We start from the raw sequence: 20,736 nt of genomic DNA on the forward strand, positions 1-20,736 counted from the left end.
GCGGGGGCCGCGGGGGCCTCGTCGCTCGCCTCGGCGTCGCCGCCCTCACCCTCGGCCGGCACCGCGGCCAGCGAGAGCTTGCCCCGCGGGTCGATCTCCTTGAGCTCGACCTGGACCTTCTGGCCGACGGCCAGGACGTCCTCGACGGCGTCGATCCGCTTGCCACCGACGAGCTTGCGCACCTCGGAGATGTGCAGCAGGCCGTCCTTGCCGGGCAGCAGGGAGATGAACGCACCGAAGGTCGTGGTCTTGACCACGGTGCCCAGGAAGCGCTCGCCGATCTCGGGCATCTGCGGGTTGGCGATGGCGTTGACCATCGCGCGCGCAGCCTCGGCCGACGGTCCATCGGTCGCGCCGATGTAGACGGTGCCGTCGTCCTCGATGGAGATGTCGGCGCCGGTCTCGTCCTGGATCTGGTTGATCATCTTGCCCTTCGGGCCGATGACCTCGCCGATCTTGTCGACGGGGACCTGGACGGCGATGACGCGAGGAGCGAAGGGGCTCATCTCGTCGGGCACGTCGATGGCCTCGTTCATGACGTCGAGGATGTGCAGTCGGGCGTCACGGGCCTGGGTCAGCGCGCCGGCCAGGACCGAGGCGGGGATGCCGTCGAGCTTGGTGTCGAGCTGGATGGCCGTGACGAACTCACGCGTGCCGGCGACCTTGAAGTCCATGTCACCGAACGCGTCCTCGGCGCCGAGGATGTCGGTGAGTGCGGCGTACTGCGTCTCACCGTCGACCTCGTCGGACACCAGGCCCATGGCGATGCCGGCAACCGGGGCGCGCAGCGGCACACCGGCATTGAGCAGCGACAGGGTAGAGGCGCAGACCGAGCCCATCGACGTCGAACCGTTGGAGCCGAGAGCCTCGGACACCTGGCGGATCGCGTAGGGGAACTCCTCGCGGGTCGGCAGCACGGGCATGAGGGCCCGCTCGGCCAGCGCACCGTGGCCGATCTCGCGACGCTTGGGCGAACCCACGCGACCGGTCTCACCGGTGGAGAACGGCGGGAAGTTGTAGTTGTGCATGTAGCGCTTGCGCGTCACCGGCGACAACGTGTCGAGCTGCTGCTCCATGCGGAGCATGTTCAGCGTGGTGACACCCATGATCTGGGTCTCGCCGCGCTCGAACAACGCCGAACCGTGCACGCGGGGCAGGACCTCGACCTCGGCGCCCAGGGCGCGGATGTCGGCCAGGCCACGGCCGTCGATGCGGACCTTGTCCTTGAGGATGCGCTGGCGGATGAGCTTCTTCTGGACCGAGCGGTAGGCAGCCGACAGCTCCTTCTCGCGGCCCTCGAACTTCTCGGCGAGCGACTCCTTCATGGAGTCCTTGATCTCGTCGATGCGGTCCTCGCGCTCCTGCTTGCCCGCGATGGTGAGCGCCTCGGCCAGGTCGCCGGCGACGGCACCCTCGACGGCGGCAAACGCGTCGTCCTCGTAGTCGAGGAAGATCGGGAACTGCTGGATCTCCTTGGCGGACTTGCCCGCCAGCTCGGCCTGGGCCTCGCAGAGAACCTTGATGAACTTCTTGGAGGCCTCGAGGCCCTCGGCCACGACCTCCTCGGTCGGCGCCTGCTTGCCCTCGTTCTTGACGAGGTCCCAGGTCGACTCGGTGGACTCGGCCTCGACCATCATGATGGCGACGTCGTCGCCCGCGATGCGGCCGGCCACGACCATGTCGAACGTCGAGCGCTCGATGTCGGAGAAGTTCGGGAACGCGACCCACTGGCCGTCGATCAGCGAGACGCGGACGCCACCGATCGGACCCGAGAACGGCAGACCCGAGATCTGGGTCGAGGCGCTCGCGGCGTTGATGGCCAGCACGTCGTACTGGTGGTCGGGGTTGAGCGCCAGCACCGTGATGACGACCTGGACCTCGTTGCGCAGGCCCTTGGTGAAGGTCGGGCGCAGGGGGCGGTCGATCAGGCGGCAGGTGAGGATCGCGTCGGTGGACGGGCGGCCCTCACGACGGAAGAACGAGCCGGGGATCTTGCCCGCGGCATACATGCGCTCTTCGACGTCGACGGTCAGGGGGAAGAAGTCGAATCCCTCGCGCGGGTGCTTCCCGGCGGTGGTGGTGGAGAGGAGCATCGTGTCCTCATCCAGGTAGGCGGCGACTGCGCCTCCGGCCTGCTTGGCCAGGCGTCCGGTCTCGAACCGGACCGTGCGGGTACCGAACGAACCGTTGTCGATGGTCGCTTCGGCGAACTGGATCTCTGGACCCTCCATTGGGCCCTCCTTCTTTGTGGTCTAAATGACCCTGTGCATCGTCGTTGTGCACGGGCGTGCTTCTTTGGTCGAACCTGTATGCAGTTGTGTCGGCACCGCTTGCGCGGGCCCCATCACAGGAAAAGCGGCCCTCAGTTGTGAGGGCCGCTCCCTTGCGAAGCTTATCGGCGCAGACCGAGGCGCTTGATCAGCGAGCGGTAGCGCTCGATGTCGACGCTCTCCAGGTAGCGCAGGAGCCGGCGGCGCTGGCCGACCAGCAGGAGCAGGCCGCGACGGCTGTGGTGGTCGTGCTTGTGCTGGCGCGAGTGCTCGGTGAGGTCGAGGATGCGCTGGGTCAGCATCGCGATCTGCACCTCGGGGGAGCCGGTGTCGCCCTCGTGCGTGGCGTACTCGGTCATGATCTTCTTCTTGACGTCAGTGCTCAACGGCATGGGTCGACACTTCTCCTTCGTGGAATCGTTGCGCGGTGCGCCAGGGCTGGTTCACCTGGGCTCTCTGGATCCGCGGCCGGTCTACGGCGGGGTCAAGGCTACCAGCGGGTCGGGTGTGCCCCTAATCGCCGCCGCCCTCCCCCCGGCGCCGCGAATCCGGTGTTGGATGGCGGCATGGACATGCCCAAGCACAGTGACGCCGCCAAGGACCACTTCCGGACCCTCATCACGCAGGCGCCGGGGGTCGAGGTCAAGCCGATGTTCGGCAGCCTCGGCGCGTTCGTCAACGGCAACATGTTCGCGGGGCTCTTCGGGGAGTCGGTCGGGGTCAAGCTCGACGAGCCCGGCCTCGAAGAGCTCCGGGCCCTGCCGGGGACGGGACCGTTCGGACCCGCGCAGCGGCCCATGAACGGCTGGCTGTCGCTGCCGGCGGACCTGCCCGACGAGGACAAGTCCGGCTGGACCGATCGGGCCCGCGACCACATCGCCACCCTGCCGCCCAAGCTCAAGAAGCCCAAGGCGGCAGCCAAGCCCAAGAGCTGAGCCCAACAGCTGAGCCCAGGGGCGCCGGGCCCGGTCCCTCGACGGGCCCGGCCGGCAACCGGTCCCGCCGGGCGGCTCAGCCGCGGGCGCCGACCGGCTCACGCTCGCGGTTCCGGTCCGGCCCGGGACCGGGCTCCGGTTCGGGGCCGCGTGGCCGGCTGGCGCGCGCCTGCAGGAACCGGCGCGCGGGCCGCTCGACGAGGACGTGCATGCCCCACGCGGCGACTCCCAGCACGACCACGATGCCGGCGACGGCCAGACCGGCCGACCACCAGGCCCCGTCACCCCACTCCCGCAGCCACCGCACGACGTCCCGCAGCAGGTAGTGCGTCATGTAGAGGCAGTACGACGCCTGCCCCGCGGCCACCATGCCGGCCCGCGACAGGAGGGACCCGAACCAGCCGGCGCCACTGGCGACCACCGCCACGGTGAGGCCGAGGGCAGGCGCCATCCAGTAGTCGCCACCCGCCGCCGCGGGCACCAGCGCGGGCACGGCGACGACGAGCGGCAGGGCCCACGCCAACCGGCCGAAGCGCGCACCGCCCCGCAGCCAGGCGAGGCACAGGAACATCCCACCGACGAACTCACCGAGGATGCGCACGAAGAACAGCTGCTCGAGGTTGCCGTTGGGCAGGGCGAAGGCCGCGTAGACCCCGAGCATCACGGCATACGAGCCGGCCGCGAGCAGCAGGGCGGACCTGGCCCGCCAGACACGGGCGACGAGCACGAAGAGGACCGGTGCGCAGAGGTACGCGAACCACTCGGAGCTGATCGACCAGGCCGGGCCGTTGAAGCTGGGCCGGTCGTTCCACCAGTTCTGCACCATGAAGACGTTCTGGACGTATGCCGCGGGCGTGCGGCGGTGCCCGCCCTCACCGACGCCGAGGGACCCGACCACCGCGGCCATCAGCAGGTCGACGTGGAGCGCCACCACGTGGACCGGCCACACCCGCGCGAACCGGTTGCGCACGAAGGCGACGCTGCGGGACCACGAGAAGGTGCCCATCGAGTCGGCGTAGTTGTAGGCGAGGATGAACCCGCTGAGCGGGAAGAAGAGGTCGACCCCGAGGTAGCCGGCCCCCATGAAGGTGTCGGCGAACGACAGCCACGGCGCCAGCGCGAGCACGTCGTCCCGGAAGTGGAACAGGACGACCCACACGGCCGCGAGAACGCGCAGGCCGGTGAGGGCGGGCAGCGCGGGGCGCCGACCCGTGGTGGGGGAAGTCAGTGTCCAGACACCGCCGTCGGGGAGCCGACCGTGTTCCACTCGTCGGCGCGCAGCCCGTAGACCGCGAGGTCGGTCCACTGCTCCTTGAACCACGACGCCTTCTCGAACAGGGCCTCGCGACGCATGCCGAGCCGCTCGCAGATGCGCGCGGAGGCGGTGTTCTCGGGCTCGAGCTGGGCCCACACCCGGTGCACCCCCAGCTCCTCGAACGCCGCGCGCACCAGCGCGCGGGCCGACTCGGTGGCGTAGCCCCGGCCCTGCACGTCGGGTGTGAAGACCCAGCCGATCTCGGCCTGCCGGCCGTCGGCGCCGTCGAGCCCGTCGAGGTGGATCAGCACGTCACCGACGACGCGACCGTCGAGCTCGACGGCCAAGGTCAGGATGCGGGACGTGTCGTCGACCCGACCCGCCGTGGCGCGCTCGGCCACGAGGTCCTCCACCTGCTCCCGGGTCTTGGGCTCCCCGGGGATGTACCGCACGACGTCAGGGACCGACCGGTACGCGAAGACATCGTCCTCGTCGCCCGGCCGGAAGCTGCGCAGCAGCAACCGGTCGGTGGCGATGGGAAGGCGCACGCGCGGCATACAGGGGGCTCCGAACTGTCCGGGAGCGGACGGTGAGGTCGTGGGGTCAGAGGTTGATCATGTGGCCGGCGATTCCCTCGACGGCCTCCTTGACGGCCTCGGAGAGCGTCGGGTGGGCGAACACGTTGCGTGCCACCTCGTCGGCGGTGAGGTCCCACTTCTGGGCGAGGGTCAGGGCCGGCAGCAGCTCGGTCACGTCGGGCCCGATGAGGTGGGCGCCGATGATCTCGTTGTGGGTGGCGTCGGCCACCACCTTGACGAAGCCGACCGCGTCGCCGAGACCCATCGCCTTGCCGTTGGCGGAGAACGGGAACTTGGCGACCTTGACGTCGTAGCCCTTGTCCTTGGCCTGAACTTCGGTGTAGCCGAACGAGGCGATCTGCGGCTGGCAGTAGGTCGCCCGCGGGATGAAGTCGTAGTCGACCGGCATCGTCTCGGCGTCGGCCATCGTCTCGGCGGCGACGACGCCCTGCGCCTCGGCGGTGTGCGCCAGCATGAGCTTGCCCGTGACGTCACCGATCGCGTAGACGTTCGGGACGTTGGTGCGGCAGTGGTCGTCGATGACGATGGCGCCACGCTCGGTGGCCACGCCGAGCGCCTCGAGGCCGTAGCCCTCGAGCCTCGGGGCGAAGCCGATCGCCTGGAGCACCTTGTCGGTCTCGATGACCTGCGACTCGCCACCGGCGGCGGGGGACACGGTCACGCGGACCTTGTCGCCGCTGTCGTCGATGGACTCGACCTTGGTGGACAGCATGATGGTGATGCCGAGCTTCTTGTAGTGCTTGAGCAGCTCCTTGGACACCTCGGCGTCCTCGGTGGGGACCATGCGGTCGAGGAACTCGACGATGGTGACGTCGACGCCGAAGTTCTTCATGACGTAGGCGAACTCGACGCCGATGGCCCCGGACCCGGCGATGACGATCGAGCCGGGCAGCTGGTCGGTGAGGATCTGCTCCTCGTACGTCACGACGCGGTCGGACAGCGACGTGCCCGGGATCAGGCGGGTGGTGGCGCCCGTGGCGATGATGAGCTTGTCGAAGGTGACCGTCTGCTTCTCGCCGCTGTTGAGCGCCACGTCCATCGAGGTCGGGCTGGTCAGGGTGCCCCAGCCGTCGATCTCGGTGATCTTGTTCTTCTTCATGAGGAAGTGGACGCCCTTGACGATGCCGGCCGACACGGTGCGCGAGCGTGCGTGCGTCGGACCGAACGACATCGTGGCGTCGCCGACGATCCCGAACTTGTCCTTCTCGTGCTGGAGGATGTGGCTCAGCTCGGCATTGCGCAGCAGCGCCTTGGACGGGATGCACCCGACATTGAGGCAGACGCCGCCCCAGTACTTGGACTCGACCACAGCGGCCCTGAGGCCCAGCTGCGAGGCGCGGATCGCCGCGACGTACCCGCCAGGACCTGCACCGAGAACGACAACATCGAAGTCAGCCATGCGCGCCAGCCTACTGACTGAGGGCCGCGCACCCCACTTCGCCTGCTCACGGCAGCGTGCGCAGCACGTCGTACACCGAGCGTGCTGCGGGTGCCGCCGTCTCGCCGCCCGTGCCGCCCTGGGAGACCACGACGGCCACGGCATACCTCGGTCTGGTGGCGGGCGCGTAGGACACGAACCACGCCGTGTCCTGGGCCCCGAAGGCCTCCGCGGTCCCGGTCTTGCCCGCCACGGGCCAGTCGCGCAAGGGGAAGCCACGGAACGCACCGGCAGCCGTGCCCTCGGACACGACCGCGCGCAGCGAGTCGCGCAGGAACGCCAGGGTGCCGGGAGGGAAGGAGACCTTCCCGGCCGCCGTCGGGGCCAGCTGCTGGTGCCCGCCCGGGCCCTGGAAGCCGCTCGCCACCTGCGGCGTCCACAGCGTCCCGCCGTTCGCGATGGCCGCGTAGGCCCTCGCCATCTGCAGCGGGGTCACGGCGATGTCGCCCTGCCCGATCGCGAAGTTCGCGGCGTCCCCGGCGCGGAACGCGAACCCGCTCTGGCAGTTCTCGACCGCGAGCGCGGAGAGGTACTTCGCCCGGGCGGGGTCGGTGCGGGCCACCTCGGGGTACCCGCTCCTGGCGCGCCGGCAGGTGTCCTCCTTGGTGTCGCGCCAGGTGGCGGCCTTCCACTCGCGGTCGGGGATGCGCCCGGCCTGCTCCCCCGGGAGGTCGATTCCGGTGGGGCGACCGAGCCCGAACGAGTCCGCCATCCGCACGAACGGGTCCTTGGCGTCGGACTTCGCGGCAAGGCCACCCTGGGCCACCCAGGACCGGTAGGCGAAGTCGTAGAAGATGGTGTCGCACGAGATCGCCAGCGCCTTGCGGAGGCCGATCCGCCCGTACGCCCGCGACTCGTAGTTGGCGAACCTGCGGTTGCCGATCGTGTACGACGACGTGCAGTCGTAGGTGCCGGTGAGCGAGTTGCCCGCAGCCACCGCCGCAGGCAGGCTCACGGCCTTGAAGGTCGAGGCGGGCGGGTAGGTCGCGGAGGTCACCCTCGAGATGAGGGGCGTCCCGGCCTGCGGGCGGGTCAGCCCGGCGAGGGCGCTCTCGCTGATCCCCCCGCTCCAGACATCAGGGTCGTATGCCGGGTAGCTCGCTGCCGCGAGCACGGCGCCGTTGGTGGTGTCGAGGACCACGGCGGCAGCTCCATCGGCCTTGAGGCCACGGCGGTGGGCGCTGGCCACGGCCGACCGCAAGGCCCCCTCCGCCGCCCGCTGGACCCTGACGTCGAGGTGGGTGACGAGGTCGCGACCGGTGACGGGGGCCTGCTGCGAGACCTGGGCGGTGACGACCCCGCGGGGGTCGACCGCGACCGTGGTGCGTCCCGGCGTCCCGCGCAGCTCGGTGTCGTACTGCTGCTCGAGACCCGACCTGCCGACCAGGTCGAGGTCGCCGACCAGGCCCTGGGTGGACTCGACCTCCGCAGCCGTGGACCGGCCGAGGTAGCCCAGGACCTGGGCGGCGTTGACCGTCGACTGCTGGGGGTACTCGCGGACCGGTGCGGCGACCACCGCGATGCCCGGGTAGACGTCGGGTCGCTCCAGCAGGCTCAGGGCCCGCGTCGGGTCGGCTCCGGTCACCAGGGGCACCGGGACGAACGGCGAGCCGCCCCAGCAGGCCGGAGCCGGTGGCGCTCCCGGCGTGCCGCAGACGTGCACCTTGTCGACGAGCTGCTGCACCGGGACCCGGAGCACGCCCGCAACCCGCTGCAGCAGCGCCCGGCCACCGTCGGCAGAGTCAGCGATCACGGCCCGGTCGAGCGTCACGACCGTCTCGGAAGTGTTGTCCACCAACGGGATCCCGATGCGGTCGAGGATGCGCCCGCGCAGCGCCGGCTCGCTGACCGTGCGCGTGTTGACGGTCTCGGCCGCTCGCTGGTAGTCGGCGTGCTCACCGATCTGGACCTGGCCGAGCCGGCCCAGCAGGGCGCCCATGAGGCTGACCACGACGAGGCCCAGCACCCACAGTCGCGCCGACTGGTCGCGGGGTCGCCTCACCATGCCCGGCGCCGCCCCAGCCACTGCTCGAGCCGCACCAGCCACGGCACCATGAGGACACAGCACCCGCTGGTGAGGACGAACCAGGCCCCCACGGCCTCCAGCCGGACCGGGGCACCCGAGAGCAGCGCCACGAGCACCCGACCACCCCCGAGCGCCGCCGCGCAGCCGACGCTCACGACGGCCAGCCAGCCCACCGGGCTGATGCCCTCACGGCGTCCCGCGCCGGCGACGAGGCCCACCACGGCATACAGCAGGGCGCTGGTGCCCAGCACGGGCGAACCGGGCGGGACCAGGTCGGTGAGCCAACCGGCGGCCAGCCCGACGAGGGCGCCGCGCGAGGGGCCCACGAGGAGCCCCGCGGCCACCACGACCGGCAGCGCGAGGTCGGGCAGCAGGACCGGCGAGCGCGACGCCACGGTGACCGTCGCGAGCACTGCGACGAGCAGGAGCAGCCCCCGGAGTACGACCACGGCCCTGGTCCGGGGCACGTCAGCCACCACCCGTCGCACTGGGGCGCGGGGTCGAACGCGCCGTCGTGAGCAGGACCCCGACGACGTCGAGGGCGGTCACGTCGACCGCGGGCCGGACGGCCGCTGACGGGGTGAGGTCGCCGGGCGACTGGTCCGTGGCCATGACCTCCCCGACCGGTATGCCGGCCGGGAAGGGTGCGCCGCCCACGCTGCCGAGGGTCTCGAGCCGGTCGCCGGCGTGCAGGGCCCCGCGCTCGACGACGCTCAGGCTGAGCTGGCCCGCCGGCCGGCGGTGGGGGCCCTTGGCTCCGCTGCCGACCGTGCCGAGGACCCCGGCGCTGCCGACCCGGACACCCACGGCGAGGTCGGCGCTGCCGAGGAGGAGCACGTCGGCCGTCCACGGGGCGACCGACACGACCCGCCCGACGAGTCCGTCAGCCGCCACGACGCACTGGTCGAGCCCGATGCCGTCGCGGGACCCCACGTCGATGGTCACGCGCTCCGGCCCGGCTGCCCCCTGACGACCCACGGCGACGACGCGTCCCGGGACCAGGGCGCGGCCGCGGGCGGCGGGTGCGGCGAGCAGGCGCCGCAGCTCGCGAGCGGCTTCGGCGTCCCGGGCGTCGACCTGGGCCTCGACCGCCTGCTCGATCTGCTCCCCCTGGGCCGCGTCCCCGCCCGTGGACATCAGCCTCTGGAGCGGGCCGAACGTCGCACCCCCAGCACTGCGCAGGACACCCGGGCCCGCGGCCCCCGCGAGGTCGGCGACCATGACGACGAGGGTCAGCGCCAGCAGGGCGGTGAGCAGGCGGCGGCGGGACGGTCGGGGCATGGCTCAGTAGCGACGGGTGTCGACCAGGACGCGCTCGAGGGTGCCGAACTCCTCGACGCAGCGGCCAGACCCTCGCACGACGGCGCGCAGCGGGTCGTCGGCGACACGGACCGGGACGCCGAGCTCGTGGCGCAGCCGTTCGTCGAGGCCGCGCAGCAGTGCGCCGCCACCGGTGAGGGTGATGCCGCCGTCGAGGATGTCGCCGGCCAGCTCGGGCGGGCAGACGTCGAGCGTCGCGCGGACGAGGTCGACGATCTGCAGCACGGGGCCCTCGATCGCCCGACGCACCTCGGCGCTGGAGATGGCGACCGTCTTGGGCAGCCCGGTGACGAGGTCACGTCCGCGGACCCGGGTGCTGCCCTCCTCGCGGAGCGGGAAGGCAGAGCCGACGGCGATCTTGATGTCCTCGGCGCTGCGCTCCCCCAACAGCAACGAGTACTCGCTCTTGACGTGCGCGATGACGGCCTCGTCGATCTCGTCGCCGCCCACCCGCACCGAGCGGGCGGTCACGATGCCGCCGAGGCTGATGACGGCGACGTCCGTGGTGCCACCGCCGATGTCGACCACCATCGACGCCGCGGTGTCGTTGACCGGCAGGTCGGCCCCGATGGCGGCGGCCATGGGCTCCTCGATGACGTAGACCCGCCGCGCTCCGCAGCGGACGGCGGCGTCCTCGAGGGCTCGTCGCTCGACCCCGGTCACCTCGCTGGGGACGCAGACCACGATGCGCGGACGGACCAGCCGCGAGGGGCGCACCTGGTCGACGAAGTACCGCAGCATCCGCTCGGTGACGTCGGCGTCGGAGATCACGCCGTCCTGGAGCGGCCGGATCGCCCGGACGTGCCCCGGCGTGCGGCCGAGCATCTCCTTGGCGCGGGTCCCGGCGGCCACGAGCTTGCCGGTGCCGGCCTCGATCGCGACGACGGACGGCTCGTCGAGGACGACCCCCCGGCCCTTCTCGTAGACGAGGGTGTTGGCGGTCCCCAGATCGATCGCGAGGTCCCGACCCAGCGACAACCAACCCCGTGCAGCACCCACGCCGCGATGCTAGGTCGGCCCTCGGCGCAACCGGTGGAGCCGCGCCCGGAGCCCGCCGATAGTGGTGCGCGAGTGACGGGTGTGACGTCGTCGGCGGCGGGTGACCCACCTCGGTGCGTCCGGCCCACGACGGTTCGTGGGCCGGGCGCACTGCGGCAGGCCAGCCCGTCAGGCTGCCAGCGACGCCTCCACCGGTCGCCGAGCCGCGGCGGGCTTGGCGCGCATGGCACCTCGCAGCCGCCACGCCCCGAAGACCGCGAGCAGGCTGATCGCGACGTGCACCCCGATGAAGAGGCTGCCGAGCCCGGCGCCGAGGATCACCCCGGCCACCAGCGGACCCACCGCCGAGAAGCCGGTCTGCAGCGCCGTGAACAGGCCCAGGGTCGTGCCCACCAGGCCCGACGGCGCCAGGCTGGCGGTCAGCGGGTTGAGCACGGGGGCGTACATCGTCTCGCCGACCGCGAAGATGCCGAAGGTGGTCACGAACAGCACGGCCGCCAGCTCGGGCGCCAGCGACGAGGCCGCGAGCACCAGCCACGAGACCGTCCAGACCAGACCCACCCCCATGAGCAGGGTGGCACCGGACCGGTTCGCGGTCACCTTCACGACGACCATCTGCAGGGCGATGATGACGACGCAGTTGACTGCGGCGGCGAGCCCGATGGTGGTCTCCTCGACGTGCAGCACCGTGAGGGCGTATGCCGGGAGGCCGGACTCGAACTGCGCGTAGAAGCCCAGCGCGAGGGTGACGGTGACGAGGGCGGTCCAGCGCAGGGCGGGGATGGCCCAGATCGCGCGGAGGGCCTGGCGGGGGCTGCCGGGACCGACCCCCTGGTGGGCGGGTCCGGCCACGTCGTCCGCGCGCACCGGGGCACCCCAGCGCTGGAGCCCGGCAGCGACGAGCAGCAGCGCCGAGATCACGAACCCGGCCCCAGCCGTCGCGAAGGCCGGCCACATGCCGTCGGCCCGGTCGAGGTCGACGACGTACCCGGCCACGAAGGCCCCGACCGCCATACCGAGAGCCTGTCCGGTGAACTGCCACGCGAACACGCGTCGTCGGTCCGAGCCGCCGACCCAGCGCAGGACGAGGACCGACTGGGCGGGGCCCGCGGCCGTGATGCCCAGGCCGAAGACGAACATGCCCAGCAGGAAGGACGTCGGGCTCCCGGCCCAGACCAGCGAGACGGCGCCTGCGGCGGCGACGAGCTTGGCAGCCACGGCGACCACAACGGGGTCGAGCCGGTCGGCCAGGCGTCCGCCCACCGGAGCCGCCAGGAGCGCGCCGACGGAGAACAGGCTGGACGCGGCCGCCGCGACCAGCGAGCCCCAGCCGCGCGTGGTCGCGGCGTAGGCGTACTGGTAGGGCAGGACGGTGCCCCAGCCGAGCATGGCGACGGCGGAGGCGAGGATCAGGAGGCGGGCGCGCATGAGGAGGTCAACAGTTCTTCGAGTCCGAATATTTCGATATCGAAATCTTAGCATGCGAAGATGCAGCTATGCCCCCGCGGTCGAAGCGCGCCAAGAGCGCCGAGGAGCAGTACCAGGAAGCCGTCGCGACCTATGTCGCCGCCGGTGGCGACGAGTCGGTGCAGCGGGTCATCACCGCCGTGAACTCCGTCAGCCGCAAGCTCGAGCAGTGGTACACCCGGCAGCTGGTGGACCTCGACCTGTCGCACGGCGAGTGGTCGGTGGTGGCCCAGCTCGCCACGTCGGAGGGCAGGCCGGTGACGCCCAGCCGGCTGGCCGACGCCACCAACGTCGCCGCCTCCTCGATGACTCACCGGCTCGACAAGATGACCGAGCGCGGACTGGTGCGCCGCTCCCCCGACCCCGACAACCGGACCCGCGTGCTCGTCGAGCTGACCGACCAGGGGTGGGAGCTGTTCGAGGCGGCCGTCCGCGAGGCGAACGTCGTCGAGTCCGACGTGCTGGCGGGCCTCACACGCAAGGAGCGCGGCCAGCTGGCCGCGCTCCTCGAAGTGGTGATCAGCAGTCTCGACGACCTCGAGACGCCCTAGCGGTCAGACGGCCAGAGGGTCAGAGGTCAGCCGGTCAGGCGGCTTGCGGTCAGAGGTTCGGGAACCAGATCGCGATCTCGCGGGCCGCCGACTCCGGGGAGTCCGAGCCGTGCACGATGTTCTCCTGGACCTTCTTGCCCCAGTCGCGGCCGAGGTCGCCGCGGATGGTGCCCGGCAGCGCGGCCGTCGGGTCCGTGGCGCCGGCGAGTGCACGGAAGCCCTCGATGCAGCGGTTGCCCTCGATGACGACCGCGGTCACCTGGCCGCTGGACATGAACTCGACGAGCGGCTCGTAGAACGGCTTGCCCTCGTGCTCGGCGTAGTGCTCGGCGAGCTGCTCGCGGGTCGGGGTGGTCACCGCCAGGGCGGCGAGGGTGTAACCCTTGGCCTCGATCCGGCGGAGCACCTCGCCGGAGAGGCCGCGGGCGAACCCGTCGGGCTTGACCAGGACAAGGGAGCGTTCGGTCTGCGTCGTCACGGGGCCACCCTACCGAGCCGCCCCTGGGCTACGGTCGCCGAGTGACGGCGAGCGGCGGGAGCGAGCAGCGGTCACCGCGCTGGGCGGTCTGGGCGTGGGCCGCGCAGCCGGCATACCTCGTCGTCGAGGTCGGGGCCGCCGTGTCCACCGGCGTGCTCTACACGCTGCGCGACGACACCATCAGCGCCCTCGGCACCACGTGCACCTACCCGGCTGCGGTCGTGGCGTCGGCGAGCACGGTCGGGGCGGGCGAGGGCTGCTCGTCCGCACCCTGGGTGATGAACGCGGCCTTCGTCGCCTTCGGCGTCCTGCAGGCGATCGGCGCGCTGCCGTGGGTCGCCGGTCGCGGCCGACGGGCATTCGTCGGCTGGCTCTGGCTGGTGGCGGGCCTGGCCTCCGTCGCGGTCGGCCTCCTGCCCGTCGACGTGCACCCGACGGCCCACGCGCTGGTCGCCCTGCCGGTCTTCGTGGCCCAGCCACTGGCCCTGCTGCTGCACCCCCGGCTGGTCCGCGGTCGGGCGTTGCGCGTGACGGGCTGGGCGCTGGCCGCCGTGAGCGTCACGGGAGCAGTCGTCTTCACCGCCCTCCTGGGGCGGTGGGAGTGGGTGGGCGTGGCCGAGCGGGCGGCCATCTGGCCGGCCAAGCTCTGGCTGGCACTGGCGGCGCTCGCGCCGCTGTTCGCCACCCGGGCTCGTCCTGGGGCCGGCTAGGAGGCGGACGCCTGGCGCTCGCGCTCGGCGACCTGGTCCTCGACCCGGCGGCACAGGACCAGGGACCCCACCCACAGGATGAGGAACATCGCGCCGACCACGAGCATCAGCGGAACCACGAACGCCGTCGCGAGAGTGACCGCCTGGATCACCCAGCCCAGGGTCACACCCCAGGGCCGGCGCATGAGGCCGGCCGCGAGGAAGCACAGCACGGCGAGCCCCAGCCCGGTCCAGAGCCACCGGGCGCCACCGCTGTCACCCTCGGCGTCGGCCAGCCCCCGCGCCACCAGCGCGGCCAGGAAGATGACGAGGCCCTGGCTGGCGAGGACGGTGGCCAGCATGCGCCAGGTGAACTTGCCCAGCGCGCCGTAGAGGACGACTCCCCTCATCGGCCACCGCGACCGCTGTCGCGAAACCTGGTGAGCAGCCAGAAGACGACTGCCACCACGAGGACCAGGACGACCAGTTTGCCGATCATGGTCCTGAGGGTATGCCGCGTGGTCCCGTTCGCGGTCCTCCGGGGCGTCCTGAGGGCGTACTGTCGGCATACGGAGCCATTCAGGCTTCCTAGCGCTGGGAGCGCACCATGGCCGACAAGTCACCCCGACAGCACCTGGCCAAGAAGGCCGGCAAGTCCATCAAGGAGAAGCGGGCCGAGAAGCACGCCAAGGCCGACGCCAAGAACCACCTGGACGTCGGGCAGCTGGGCAAGAAGTAGGCACGCAGTACCGGTCGGCCCCAGGGCCTCAGACGTCGGTCGCGCCGAGGAGCATCCTGACCTCGGCCGCCGTCGTCACCGACCCGGTGGCCAGCACCCCGCCGCCGACCCCGCCCTCGTCGGCCAGCCCGGCCGCGGTGTCGAGCGCGTCCGGCAGGTCCTGCACGATCGTGACCCGGTCCTCGCCGAAGATGTCGACGGCCAACTCGCCGAGGTCGTCGGGTCGCATCGCCCGGGGTGAGGTCGTGCGCGAGATGACGACGTGGTCGAGCACCGGCTCGAGGATCTCGAGCATCTCGGTGGCGTCCTTGTCCTTGAGGATCGCGACCACCCCGATGATGCGGGCGAAGTTGAAGGACTGCTCCAGGGCCGTGCGCAGGGCCAGCGCCCCCGCAGGGTTGTGGGCCGCGTCGACGATGACGGTGGGCGACCGCCGGACGATCTCGAGCCGGCCGGGCGAGGCCGCCGTCGCGAGTCCCGCGCGCACGACCTCGGGGTCGAGCCGCTGCTCGGCCCCACCGAGGAACGCCTCGACCGCCGCGACGGCCGTCATGGCGTTCTGCAGCTGGTGCGGCCCGTGCAGCGGGAGAAACAGGTCGTCGTACTCGCCCGCTAGGCCCTGCATCGAGAACTGCTGACCCCCGAGGGCGACGTCCGACGCCCGCACGCCGAAGTCCACCGACTCGACGACCAGCCTGGCGCCGACCTCCTCGGCGCGCGCTCGCAGGATCTCGAGGACCTCGGGGTGGGGTTGCAGCGCGGAGACGACGATCGCGCCGTCCTTGATGATGCCGGCCTTCTCGGTGGCGATCAGCTCGACGGTGTCGCCGAGGAAGTGCTGGTGGTCCAGGTCGATCGGCGTGACCACCGCCACGGTGCCGTCGGCGACGTTCGTGGCGTCCCACCCACCGCCCAGCCCGACCTCCACGATGGCGACGTCCACGGGCGCGTCGGCGAACGCGGCATACGCCACTGCCACCAGGACCTCGAAGTAGGTCATGCGCGGGTCGCCTGCGGCCACCGAGCTCGCATCGACCATCTCGATGAAGGGCAGCACCTCGTCGTAGGCCGCCAGGAACTTCTCCGAGCTGATCGGCTCACCGGACAGGGCGATCCGCTCGGTCATCGAGTGCAGGTGGGGCGACGTGAACCGGCCGGTCTTGACGCCCACCTCACGCAGCAGGGAGTCGATGATGCGGGTCGTCGAGGTCTTGCCGTTGGTCCCCGTCAGGTGGATCACCGGGTAGGTGCGCTGGGGGTCGCCGAGCAGCTCCATGACGGCCCGGATGCGGTCGAGGCTCGGCTGCAGGTCGTGCTCGGGGGCACGGGCGAGGATGGCCTCCTCGGTCTCGCGCATCCGCTTGATGATCTCGAGGTTGTGGGCGGCCTCGCGCTGGGCGGCATCGGGGGCTGGCATGCGCCCGATTGTCCACCACGCCCGGCGCCCCGGACGACTCGCGGTCGGGCGGTCAGGCCCGCATCAGCGTCGCGATGAGCCAGGCGGACTCGGTGCGGAGCCGCTCGGCGGCCCCGGCGTCGCCGGCCAGGTGACGGATCAGGCAGTTCTCGAAGAGTCCGTCGAAGACGGAGTATGCGGTGACCGACGAGACCGCGGGCTCGGTGCCGCCGAGCTCGGCGTGCCGTGAGACGACCCGCCAGATCATCTCCTCGAGCTGGCGGTCGAGGTCGACCACGGTGGGTTGCAGGGCCTGCTCGAACATGGCCTGAGATCGCATGTCGTACCAGAGCCGGTGCATCGCGGTGTCCTCGAGCATGGTGCCCACCAGGGCCTCGGCGAACAGGCCGGCGAGCTCGTCGGCGGTGGCCGACTGCGTGACGATCTCGTCGTAGCGCGTGACGCAGTGCTCCTTGTAGCGGCGCACGCAGTACGTGATGAGCTCGATCTTGTCGCGGAAGTAGTAGTGCAGGACGCCGTGGGAGAAGGCGGTCTTCTGGGCGATCTCGCGCAGGCTGGTGCGGGCGAAGCCCAGCTCGCCGAGGGTCTCGAGGGTCGCGTCCGCCAGCTCGCCGCGGCGTGCCTCGAACTTGTCGACGCGAGCACGCTCGAAGCGCTCGAGCCTGGGCTCCACGACCTGCGTCACGCCGACCTCCTCCTGGGCTCTCGTGGGGGGTCGTGTCGGGTGCTGACCCTCCTCCTGGCGTGCCGAGCATACCGACCACGGCTGTCTTGACGAGTGTCAAGGAAAGTCTTGACAGATGTCAAGATTCGAGAGCACGCTGACCTCACGCCGGCCGGCTGCCGTGACAGCAACGCAGCCGGGCGGCGCCCCAGGCGGCCGACAGGTCCCGCCACCCCCGCCGGCAAAGGAGCCCGCCATGACCTCGATCGACCTCACCGGCCGCAAGGCACTCGTCACCGGAGGGGCCCAGGGCCTCGGCGAGGGCATGGCGGCCGCTCTCGCCGCGGCCGGGGCGACGGTGATGATCGCCGACATCCAGGACGAGGGCGAGCAGACCGCCAAGCGGCTCGGTGACCAGCACGGGTTCGTCCGGCTGGACGTCACCGACGACGAGAACTGGGAGTCGGCGGTAGCCGAGACGGTCGAGCGACTCGGCGGGCTCGACATCCTCGTCAACAACGCGGGCATCGAGATCACCAGCCTCATCACCGAGGTCTCGGCCGACGACATCCGCAAGATGCTCGAGGTCAACATCCTCGGCACGACCCTCGGTCTCAAGCACGGGCTGCGCGCCATGCGACCCGGCGGCGCCGCCGGTCAGGGCGGCAGCATCACCAACGTCGCCTCCGTCGCGGCGACCATCGCGTTCCCCGGCATCTCGGTCTACTCCGCCACCAAGTCCGCGGTCGACCGGCTCACCCGGGTGGCCGCGATGGAGTCCGGCAAGCTCGGCTACGGCGTGCGGGTCAACTGCATCTATCCCGGTCTGGTGCCGACGGCGATGGGCGCGGGTCTGGCCAACGACGTCGCGGCGCTGGGGCTTTTCCCCTCCCCCGAGGCAGCGGTCGGCGCGGTCATCGAGCTGACGCCCTCCGGTCGGCTCGGCCAGGTCGACGACATGGCTGACGCCGTCGTGTTCCTCTCCTCCGACGCCGCCAAGTTCATCACCGGGGCCGGGCTGCCGGTCGACGGCGGCATGGGCATGTGACCCCGCGGCCGGGCGCCCCTCGCGCCGGGCCGCACAGCCGCCACGCGGCATACCCCTCATCGAACTCGAACTCCCCACTCCCGAAAGGCTTTTGGCATGAGTGACAAGCCCGTCATCGTCTACGGCGCGTCCGGCTACACCGGACGACTGATCTGCGAGTACCTGCGCGAGTACAACGTCCCCTTCACCGCGGCCGGCCGCGATGCCGGCAAGCTCAAGTCGTCGATGGACTCCAACGTCGCAGGCATCGAGACCGCGCAGTACGACGTCGCCACCACGGAGCACACGGTCGAGGCGCTCACCGAGCTGTTCTCCGGCGCCTCCGTGGTGTGCAACACGGTGGGGCCCTTCGCGCGGTACGGCCCCGAGGTCGTCGAGGCCTGCCTGGCGGCCGGCGTGCACTACCTCGACACCACGGGCGAGCAGGACTGGGTCATCACCTGCGACGAGAAGTACGGCGCCGACTTCGCGGCGGCCGGTCTCCTGCTGGCACCGGGTGTCGCGCAGATGTACACCACCGGCGAGATCGCCGCGCAGCTGTGCCTCGAGAAGCCGGGGCTCGACACGCTCGACATCGCCGTGTTCTGGGGAGGCAGCCCCACCATCGCCTCGACGCAGACCATCCTCGTCAACGCGGCCATGTCCACCGCCCACTACCTCGAGCAGAACACCTACCAGCCGTGGGACCCCGAGGCCAGGCTCTACCAGCTCGCCATCCCCGGCCAGCACGAGCTCGCCCTGGCCCTGCCCTGGGGAGGCACGTCCCACCCGGTGTGGTTCAAGAAGGACCCCAGGGTCGCCAACGTCCGCGCCCTCGGAGGGGTGTTCAACCGTCCCCTCATGCTCGGCGTGCCACAGATCGTCGCGGCCGCGCTCGAGGCCACCAAGGACATGGACGTCGACGCGAAGTACGACGCCCTCGACGCGACCGCGGCCCAGGTCATGAACCAGATGCCGCCGCGCGAGAACCCCCGCGTCAACAAGTCGCTCGACTCCGTCCACGCCTCGGGTCCCCTCGGGCGCGCGCACTGCGTCATCCACGGCAACAGCAACTACAAGCAGACCGGACTGCTCCAGGCGTATGCCGCGTACTCGCTGCTGCAGCAGCCCCCGCACCGGGTGGGCTTCGCCTCGGCGTCGCAGGCGTTCGGCCACCGCGAGCTGCTCGGGGCGCTGCGGGCGTTCGGCCTGGTCATGGAGCCGGTCCTCACCGTCGAGAGCTGACCCATGCGGATCGTCGACTACCTGGACAAGGGCGCCTCCCTCGGTCCGGACGCCGCCTGCCTCACGACCGACGGCGTGTCGATGTCGTATGCCGCGGTGCAGGCGCTGTCTCGCAGGATCGCCTCGGCGCTGCGCGCCAGCGGGGTGCAGCCGGGCGGCAAGGTCGCGATCCTCTCGGCCAACGACCCCGTCGCGTTCACCTGCGTCTTCGGGATCAGCCGCGCGGGGGCCGTGTGGTGCCCGATCAACCCGCGCAACGAGGCCGCCGAGAACCGTGAGCTGCTCGGCCTGTTCGACTGCGAGGTCCTGCTGTTCCAGGAGTCGTTCGCTCCCCTGGTCGAGCGCATCCGCGACGACCTGCCGAAGGTCCACACCTGGGTCTGCCTCGAYGGCGAGGTGGACGGCGCCCAGGGCTGGGACGACTTCCTGGCCCGGGGCGGCGGCGACGGTGCTGCGGTGGACCTGCCCGATGTGGACCTGCCCCCTGTCGACCATGCCGCGGTCGACCTGTCCGGTGCCGACGACCTGGCCATGATCGTCGGCACCGGCGGCACCACGGGGCGACCCAAGGGCGTGATGCTGACCGGCACCAACCTCGAGACCATGTCGGCCCTCACGCTCATGGGCTACCCGTTCGACGGGCGGCCGGTCTACCTCGCCCTGGCGCCGCTGACGCACGCTGCCGGCGTCCTCTGCTTCCCGATCCTGTGCCTGGGTGGCGAGGTCGTCATCATGCGCAGCCCGGATGTCGGCGGCTTCCTCTCGCTCCTGGAGCGTCACCGGGTCACCCACACGTTCCTCCCGCCGACCTTGATCTACATGGTGCTGGGTCACGACGCCCTCGACGCGACGGATCTCTCGTCGTTGCAGTGCTTCTGGTACGGCGCGGCTCCGATGTCGGCAACGCGGTTGCAGGAGGCGCTCGAGCGCATCGGCCCGGTCATGGCCCAGCTCTTCGGGCAGACCGAGGCGCCGATGATGGTCTCGATGATGCCCCCGGCCGACCACTTCCGGCCCGATGGCTCCCTGGCCGTCGAACGCCTGTCGTCCGCCGGGCGGCCGGCGCCGCTGGTGACCGTGGCCATCATGGACCTCGACGGCCAGGTCCTGGGGCCGGGCGAGCGGGGCGAGATCGTGGTCCGGTCCTCGCTGGTGATGCCCGGCTACTACAAGAACCCCGACGCCACGGCCGAGGCGTCGCGGTTCGGCTGGCACCACACCGGCGACATCGGCTACCTCGACCCCGACAACTTCCTGTTCATCGTCGACCGGGCCAAGGACATGATCATCACGGGCGGCTTCAACGTGTACTCGACGGAGGTCGAGCAGGCGCTCATGCAGCACCCCGACCTCCAGGACTGTGCGGTCGTGGGGCTGCCGGACGAGAAGTGGGGCGAACGGGTCGAGGCAGTGGTCCAGGCACTGCCGGGCCGCAGCGTCGACCCCGCCGAGGTGGTCGCCTTCGTCAAGGCGCGCATCGGCGGGGTCAAGGCCCCCAAGGCCGTCCACGTGTGGTCGGACCTGCCTCGCTCCAAGGTGGGCAAGGTGCTCAAGACCGAGATCAAGACCGGCCTGCGGGCCTCCGAGGACGGCTGAGGCGTCCCAGGCCGGGCCAGG

General features: G+C 71.3%; 21 protein-coding genes. 7 read left to right on the forward strand and 14 right to left on the reverse strand.

The annotated features are described in order from the left end of the window. Both AC1DV7_RS04680 and rpsO read right to left on the reverse strand, forming a co-directional pair. The coding region (locus AC1DV7_RS04680; RefSeq protein ID WP_477595077.1) for a polyribonucleotide nucleotidyltransferase at positions 1-2,231 on the reverse strand (2,231 nt) is incomplete at its 3' end. Positions 2,232-2,392: 161 nt separating this feature from the next. Further along, positions 2,393-2,662, reverse strand: a complete 270-nt coding sequence (gene rpsO / locus AC1DV7_RS04685; RefSeq protein WP_477595079.1) for a 30S ribosomal protein S15 — start codon at positions 2,660-2,662, stop codon at positions 2,393-2,395. 174 nt (positions 2,663-2,836) lie between these two features. Between rpsO and AC1DV7_RS04690 the strand changes: the two genes are divergently transcribed. After that, positions 2,837-3,205 (forward strand): TfoX/Sxy family protein, encoded by a 369-nt coding sequence (locus AC1DV7_RS04690; protein ID WP_477595081.1) that lies wholly within the window; start codon positions 2,837-2,839, stop codon positions 3,203-3,205. A 76-nt stretch (positions 3,206-3,281) separates the two neighbouring features. Here AC1DV7_RS04690 and AC1DV7_RS04695 read toward each other — a convergent pair whose 3' ends face one another. The 8 genes from AC1DV7_RS04695 to AC1DV7_RS04730 all read right to left on the reverse strand — a co-directional run bounded on the left by AC1DV7_RS04695 (position 3,282) and on the right by AC1DV7_RS04730 (position 12,270). Further along, positions 3,282-4,472, reverse strand: coding sequence for an acyltransferase family protein (locus AC1DV7_RS04695; protein WP_477595083.1), 1,191 nt, complete (start codon positions 4,470-4,472; stop codon positions 3,282-3,284). Continuing rightward, positions 4,430-5,008 carry a GNAT family N-acetyltransferase gene (locus AC1DV7_RS04700; RefSeq protein WP_477595085.1) on the reverse strand — a complete coding sequence of 193 codons (579 nt, stop codon included), beginning with the start codon at positions 5,006-5,008 and terminating at the stop codon, positions 4,430-4,432. The genes AC1DV7_RS04695 and AC1DV7_RS04700 overlap by 43 nt, the downstream gene beginning before the upstream one ends. A 55-nt stretch (positions 5,009-5,063) precedes the next feature. Further along, a complete protein-coding gene (gene lpdA / locus AC1DV7_RS04705; RefSeq protein ID WP_477595087.1) occupies positions 5,064-6,458 on the reverse strand; it encodes a dihydrolipoyl dehydrogenase in 1,395 nt (464 codons plus the stop codon). Between the two features lie 46 nt (positions 6,459-6,504). Continuing rightward, positions 6,505-8,502 (reverse strand): penicillin-binding protein 2, encoded by a 1,998-nt coding sequence (mrdA, locus tag AC1DV7_RS04710; protein ID WP_477595089.1) that lies wholly within the window; start codon positions 8,500-8,502, stop codon positions 6,505-6,507. Further along, positions 8,496-8,990 carry a hypothetical protein gene (locus tag AC1DV7_RS04715; protein ID WP_477595091.1) on the reverse strand — a complete coding sequence of 165 codons (495 nt, stop codon included), beginning with the start codon at positions 8,988-8,990 and terminating at the stop codon, positions 8,496-8,498. The genes mrdA and AC1DV7_RS04715 overlap by 7 nt, the downstream gene beginning before the upstream one ends. 1 nt (position 8,991) lies before the next feature. Further along, positions 8,992-9,804, reverse strand: coding sequence for a rod shape-determining protein MreC (gene mreC, locus AC1DV7_RS04720; protein ID WP_477595093.1), 813 nt, complete (start codon positions 9,802-9,804; stop codon positions 8,992-8,994). A 3-nt stretch (positions 9,805-9,807) separates the two neighbouring features. After that, entirely contained in the window at positions 9,808-10,842 is a 1,035-nt protein-coding gene (gene mreB / locus AC1DV7_RS04725) for a rod shape-determining protein MreB (RefSeq protein ID WP_477595094.1), read from the reverse strand. Positions 10,843-11,010: 168 nt separating this feature from the next. Further along, complete coding sequence (locus AC1DV7_RS04730) at positions 11,011-12,270, reverse strand: MFS transporter (protein WP_477595096.1); 1,260 nt, start codon at positions 12,268-12,270, stop codon at positions 11,011-11,013. Between the two features lie 68 nt (positions 12,271-12,338). On the opposite strand from AC1DV7_RS04730, the gene AC1DV7_RS04735 reads away from it, so the two are divergent. Continuing rightward, positions 12,339-12,860, forward strand: a complete 522-nt coding sequence (locus AC1DV7_RS04735; protein WP_477595098.1) for a MarR family winged helix-turn-helix transcriptional regulator — start codon at positions 12,339-12,341, stop codon at positions 12,858-12,860. Positions 12,861-12,909: 49 nt separating this feature from the next. On the opposite strand, the gene ndk is transcribed toward AC1DV7_RS04735, so the two are convergent. Then, positions 12,910-13,338: a nucleoside-diphosphate kinase gene (gene ndk, locus AC1DV7_RS04740; RefSeq protein ID WP_477595100.1), complete on the reverse strand. Its 429-nt coding sequence runs from the start codon at positions 13,336-13,338 to the stop codon at positions 12,910-12,912. 41 nt (positions 13,339-13,379) lie between these two features. Between ndk and AC1DV7_RS04745 the strand changes: the two genes are divergently transcribed. Further along, the gene (locus AC1DV7_RS04745) at positions 13,380-14,048 is read left to right on the forward strand and encodes a DUF998 domain-containing protein (RefSeq protein ID WP_477595102.1); all 669 of its coding nucleotides are present in this window, start codon (positions 13,380-13,382) and stop codon (positions 14,046-14,048) included. Here AC1DV7_RS04745 and AC1DV7_RS04750 read toward each other — a convergent pair. Further along, a complete protein-coding gene (locus AC1DV7_RS04750) occupies positions 14,045-14,437 on the reverse strand; it encodes a DUF4233 domain-containing protein (protein WP_477595104.1) in 393 nt (130 codons plus the stop codon). The genes AC1DV7_RS04745 and AC1DV7_RS04750 overlap by 4 nt on opposite strands. A gap of 197 nt (positions 14,438-14,634) precedes the next feature. Between AC1DV7_RS04750 and AC1DV7_RS04755 the strand changes: the two genes are divergently transcribed. Next, positions 14,635-14,766 carry a hypothetical protein gene (locus AC1DV7_RS04755; protein WP_477595106.1) on the forward strand — a complete coding sequence of 44 codons (132 nt, stop codon included), beginning with the start codon at positions 14,635-14,637 and terminating at the stop codon, positions 14,764-14,766. Positions 14,767-14,794: 28 nt separating this feature from the next. Here the strand turns inward: AC1DV7_RS04755 and AC1DV7_RS04760 are convergent, their stop codons facing one another. Next, positions 14,795-16,183 carry a bifunctional folylpolyglutamate synthase/dihydrofolate synthase gene (locus AC1DV7_RS04760; protein ID WP_477595108.1) on the reverse strand — a complete coding sequence of 463 codons (1,389 nt, stop codon included), beginning with the start codon at positions 16,181-16,183 and terminating at the stop codon, positions 14,795-14,797. Between the two features lie 52 nt (positions 16,184-16,235). Further along, complete coding sequence (locus AC1DV7_RS04765; RefSeq protein WP_477595110.1) at positions 16,236-16,868, reverse strand: TetR/AcrR family transcriptional regulator; 633 nt, start codon at positions 16,866-16,868, stop codon at positions 16,236-16,238. A 235-nt stretch (positions 16,869-17,103) separates the two neighbouring features. Between AC1DV7_RS04765 and AC1DV7_RS04770 the strand changes: the two genes are divergently transcribed. The 3 genes from AC1DV7_RS04770 (at position 17,104) to AC1DV7_RS04780 (ending at position 20,715) form a co-directional block, all read left to right on the forward strand. Then, a complete protein-coding gene (locus AC1DV7_RS04770; RefSeq protein WP_477595112.1) occupies positions 17,104-17,895 on the forward strand; it encodes an SDR family NAD(P)-dependent oxidoreductase in 792 nt (263 codons plus the stop codon). Between the two features lie 96 nt (positions 17,896-17,991). Beyond that, on the forward strand, positions 17,992-19,119 hold the full coding sequence (locus AC1DV7_RS04775; RefSeq protein WP_477595114.1) for a DUF5938 domain-containing protein: 1,128 nt from the start codon (positions 17,992-17,994) through the stop codon (positions 19,117-19,119). 3 nt (positions 19,120-19,122) lie between these two features. Continuing rightward, a complete protein-coding gene (locus AC1DV7_RS04780; RefSeq protein WP_477595116.1) occupies positions 19,123-20,715 on the forward strand; it encodes an acyl-CoA synthetase in 1,593 nt (530 codons plus the stop codon). The last annotated feature ends 21 nt before the right edge of the window (positions 20,716-20,736 follow it).

Source organism: Pedococcus sp. P2_E4 (genome assembly GCF_056403935.1).

Excerpts from the sequence above, each read along its gene's own strand:
- rpsO (WP_477595079.1), bottom strand. The coding sequence starts at position 2,662 with ATGCCGTTGAGCACTGACGTCAAGAAGAAGATCATGACCGAGTACGCC.
- AC1DV7_RS04690 (WP_477595081.1), top strand. The coding sequence starts at position 2,837 with ATGGACATGCCCAAGCACAGTGACGCCGCCAAGGACCACTTCCGGACC.
- lpdA (WP_477595087.1), bottom strand. The coding sequence starts at position 6,458 with ATGGCTGACTTCGATGTTGTCGTTCTCGGTGCAGGTCCTGGCGGGTAC.
- mrdA (WP_477595089.1), bottom strand. The coding sequence starts at position 8,502 with ATGGTGAGGCGACCCCGCGACCAGTCGGCGCGACTGTGGGTGCTGGGC.
- mreC (WP_477595093.1), bottom strand. The coding sequence starts at position 9,804 with ATGCCCCGACCGTCCCGCCGCCGCCTGCTCACCGCCCTGCTGGCGCTG.
- AC1DV7_RS04730 (WP_477595096.1), bottom strand. The coding sequence starts at position 12,270 with ATGCGCGCCCGCCTCCTGATCCTCGCCTCCGCCGTCGCCATGCTCGGC.
- AC1DV7_RS04735 (WP_477595098.1), top strand. The coding sequence starts at position 12,339 with ATGCCCCCGCGGTCGAAGCGCGCCAAGAGCGCCGAGGAGCAGTACCAG.
- AC1DV7_RS04750 (WP_477595104.1), bottom strand. The coding sequence starts at position 14,437 with ATGAGGGGAGTCGTCCTCTACGGCGCGCTGGGCAAGTTCACCTGGCGC.
- AC1DV7_RS04755 (WP_477595106.1), top strand. The coding sequence starts at position 14,635 with ATGGCCGACAAGTCACCCCGACAGCACCTGGCCAAGAAGGCCGGCAAG.
- AC1DV7_RS04760 (WP_477595108.1), bottom strand. The coding sequence starts at position 16,183 with ATGCCAGCCCCCGATGCCGCCCAGCGCGAGGCCGCCCACAACCTCGAG.
- AC1DV7_RS04770 (WP_477595112.1), top strand. The coding sequence starts at position 17,104 with ATGACCTCGATCGACCTCACCGGCCGCAAGGCACTCGTCACCGGAGGG.
- AC1DV7_RS04775 (WP_477595114.1), top strand. The coding sequence starts at position 17,992 with ATGAGTGACAAGCCCGTCATCGTCTACGGCGCGTCCGGCTACACCGGA.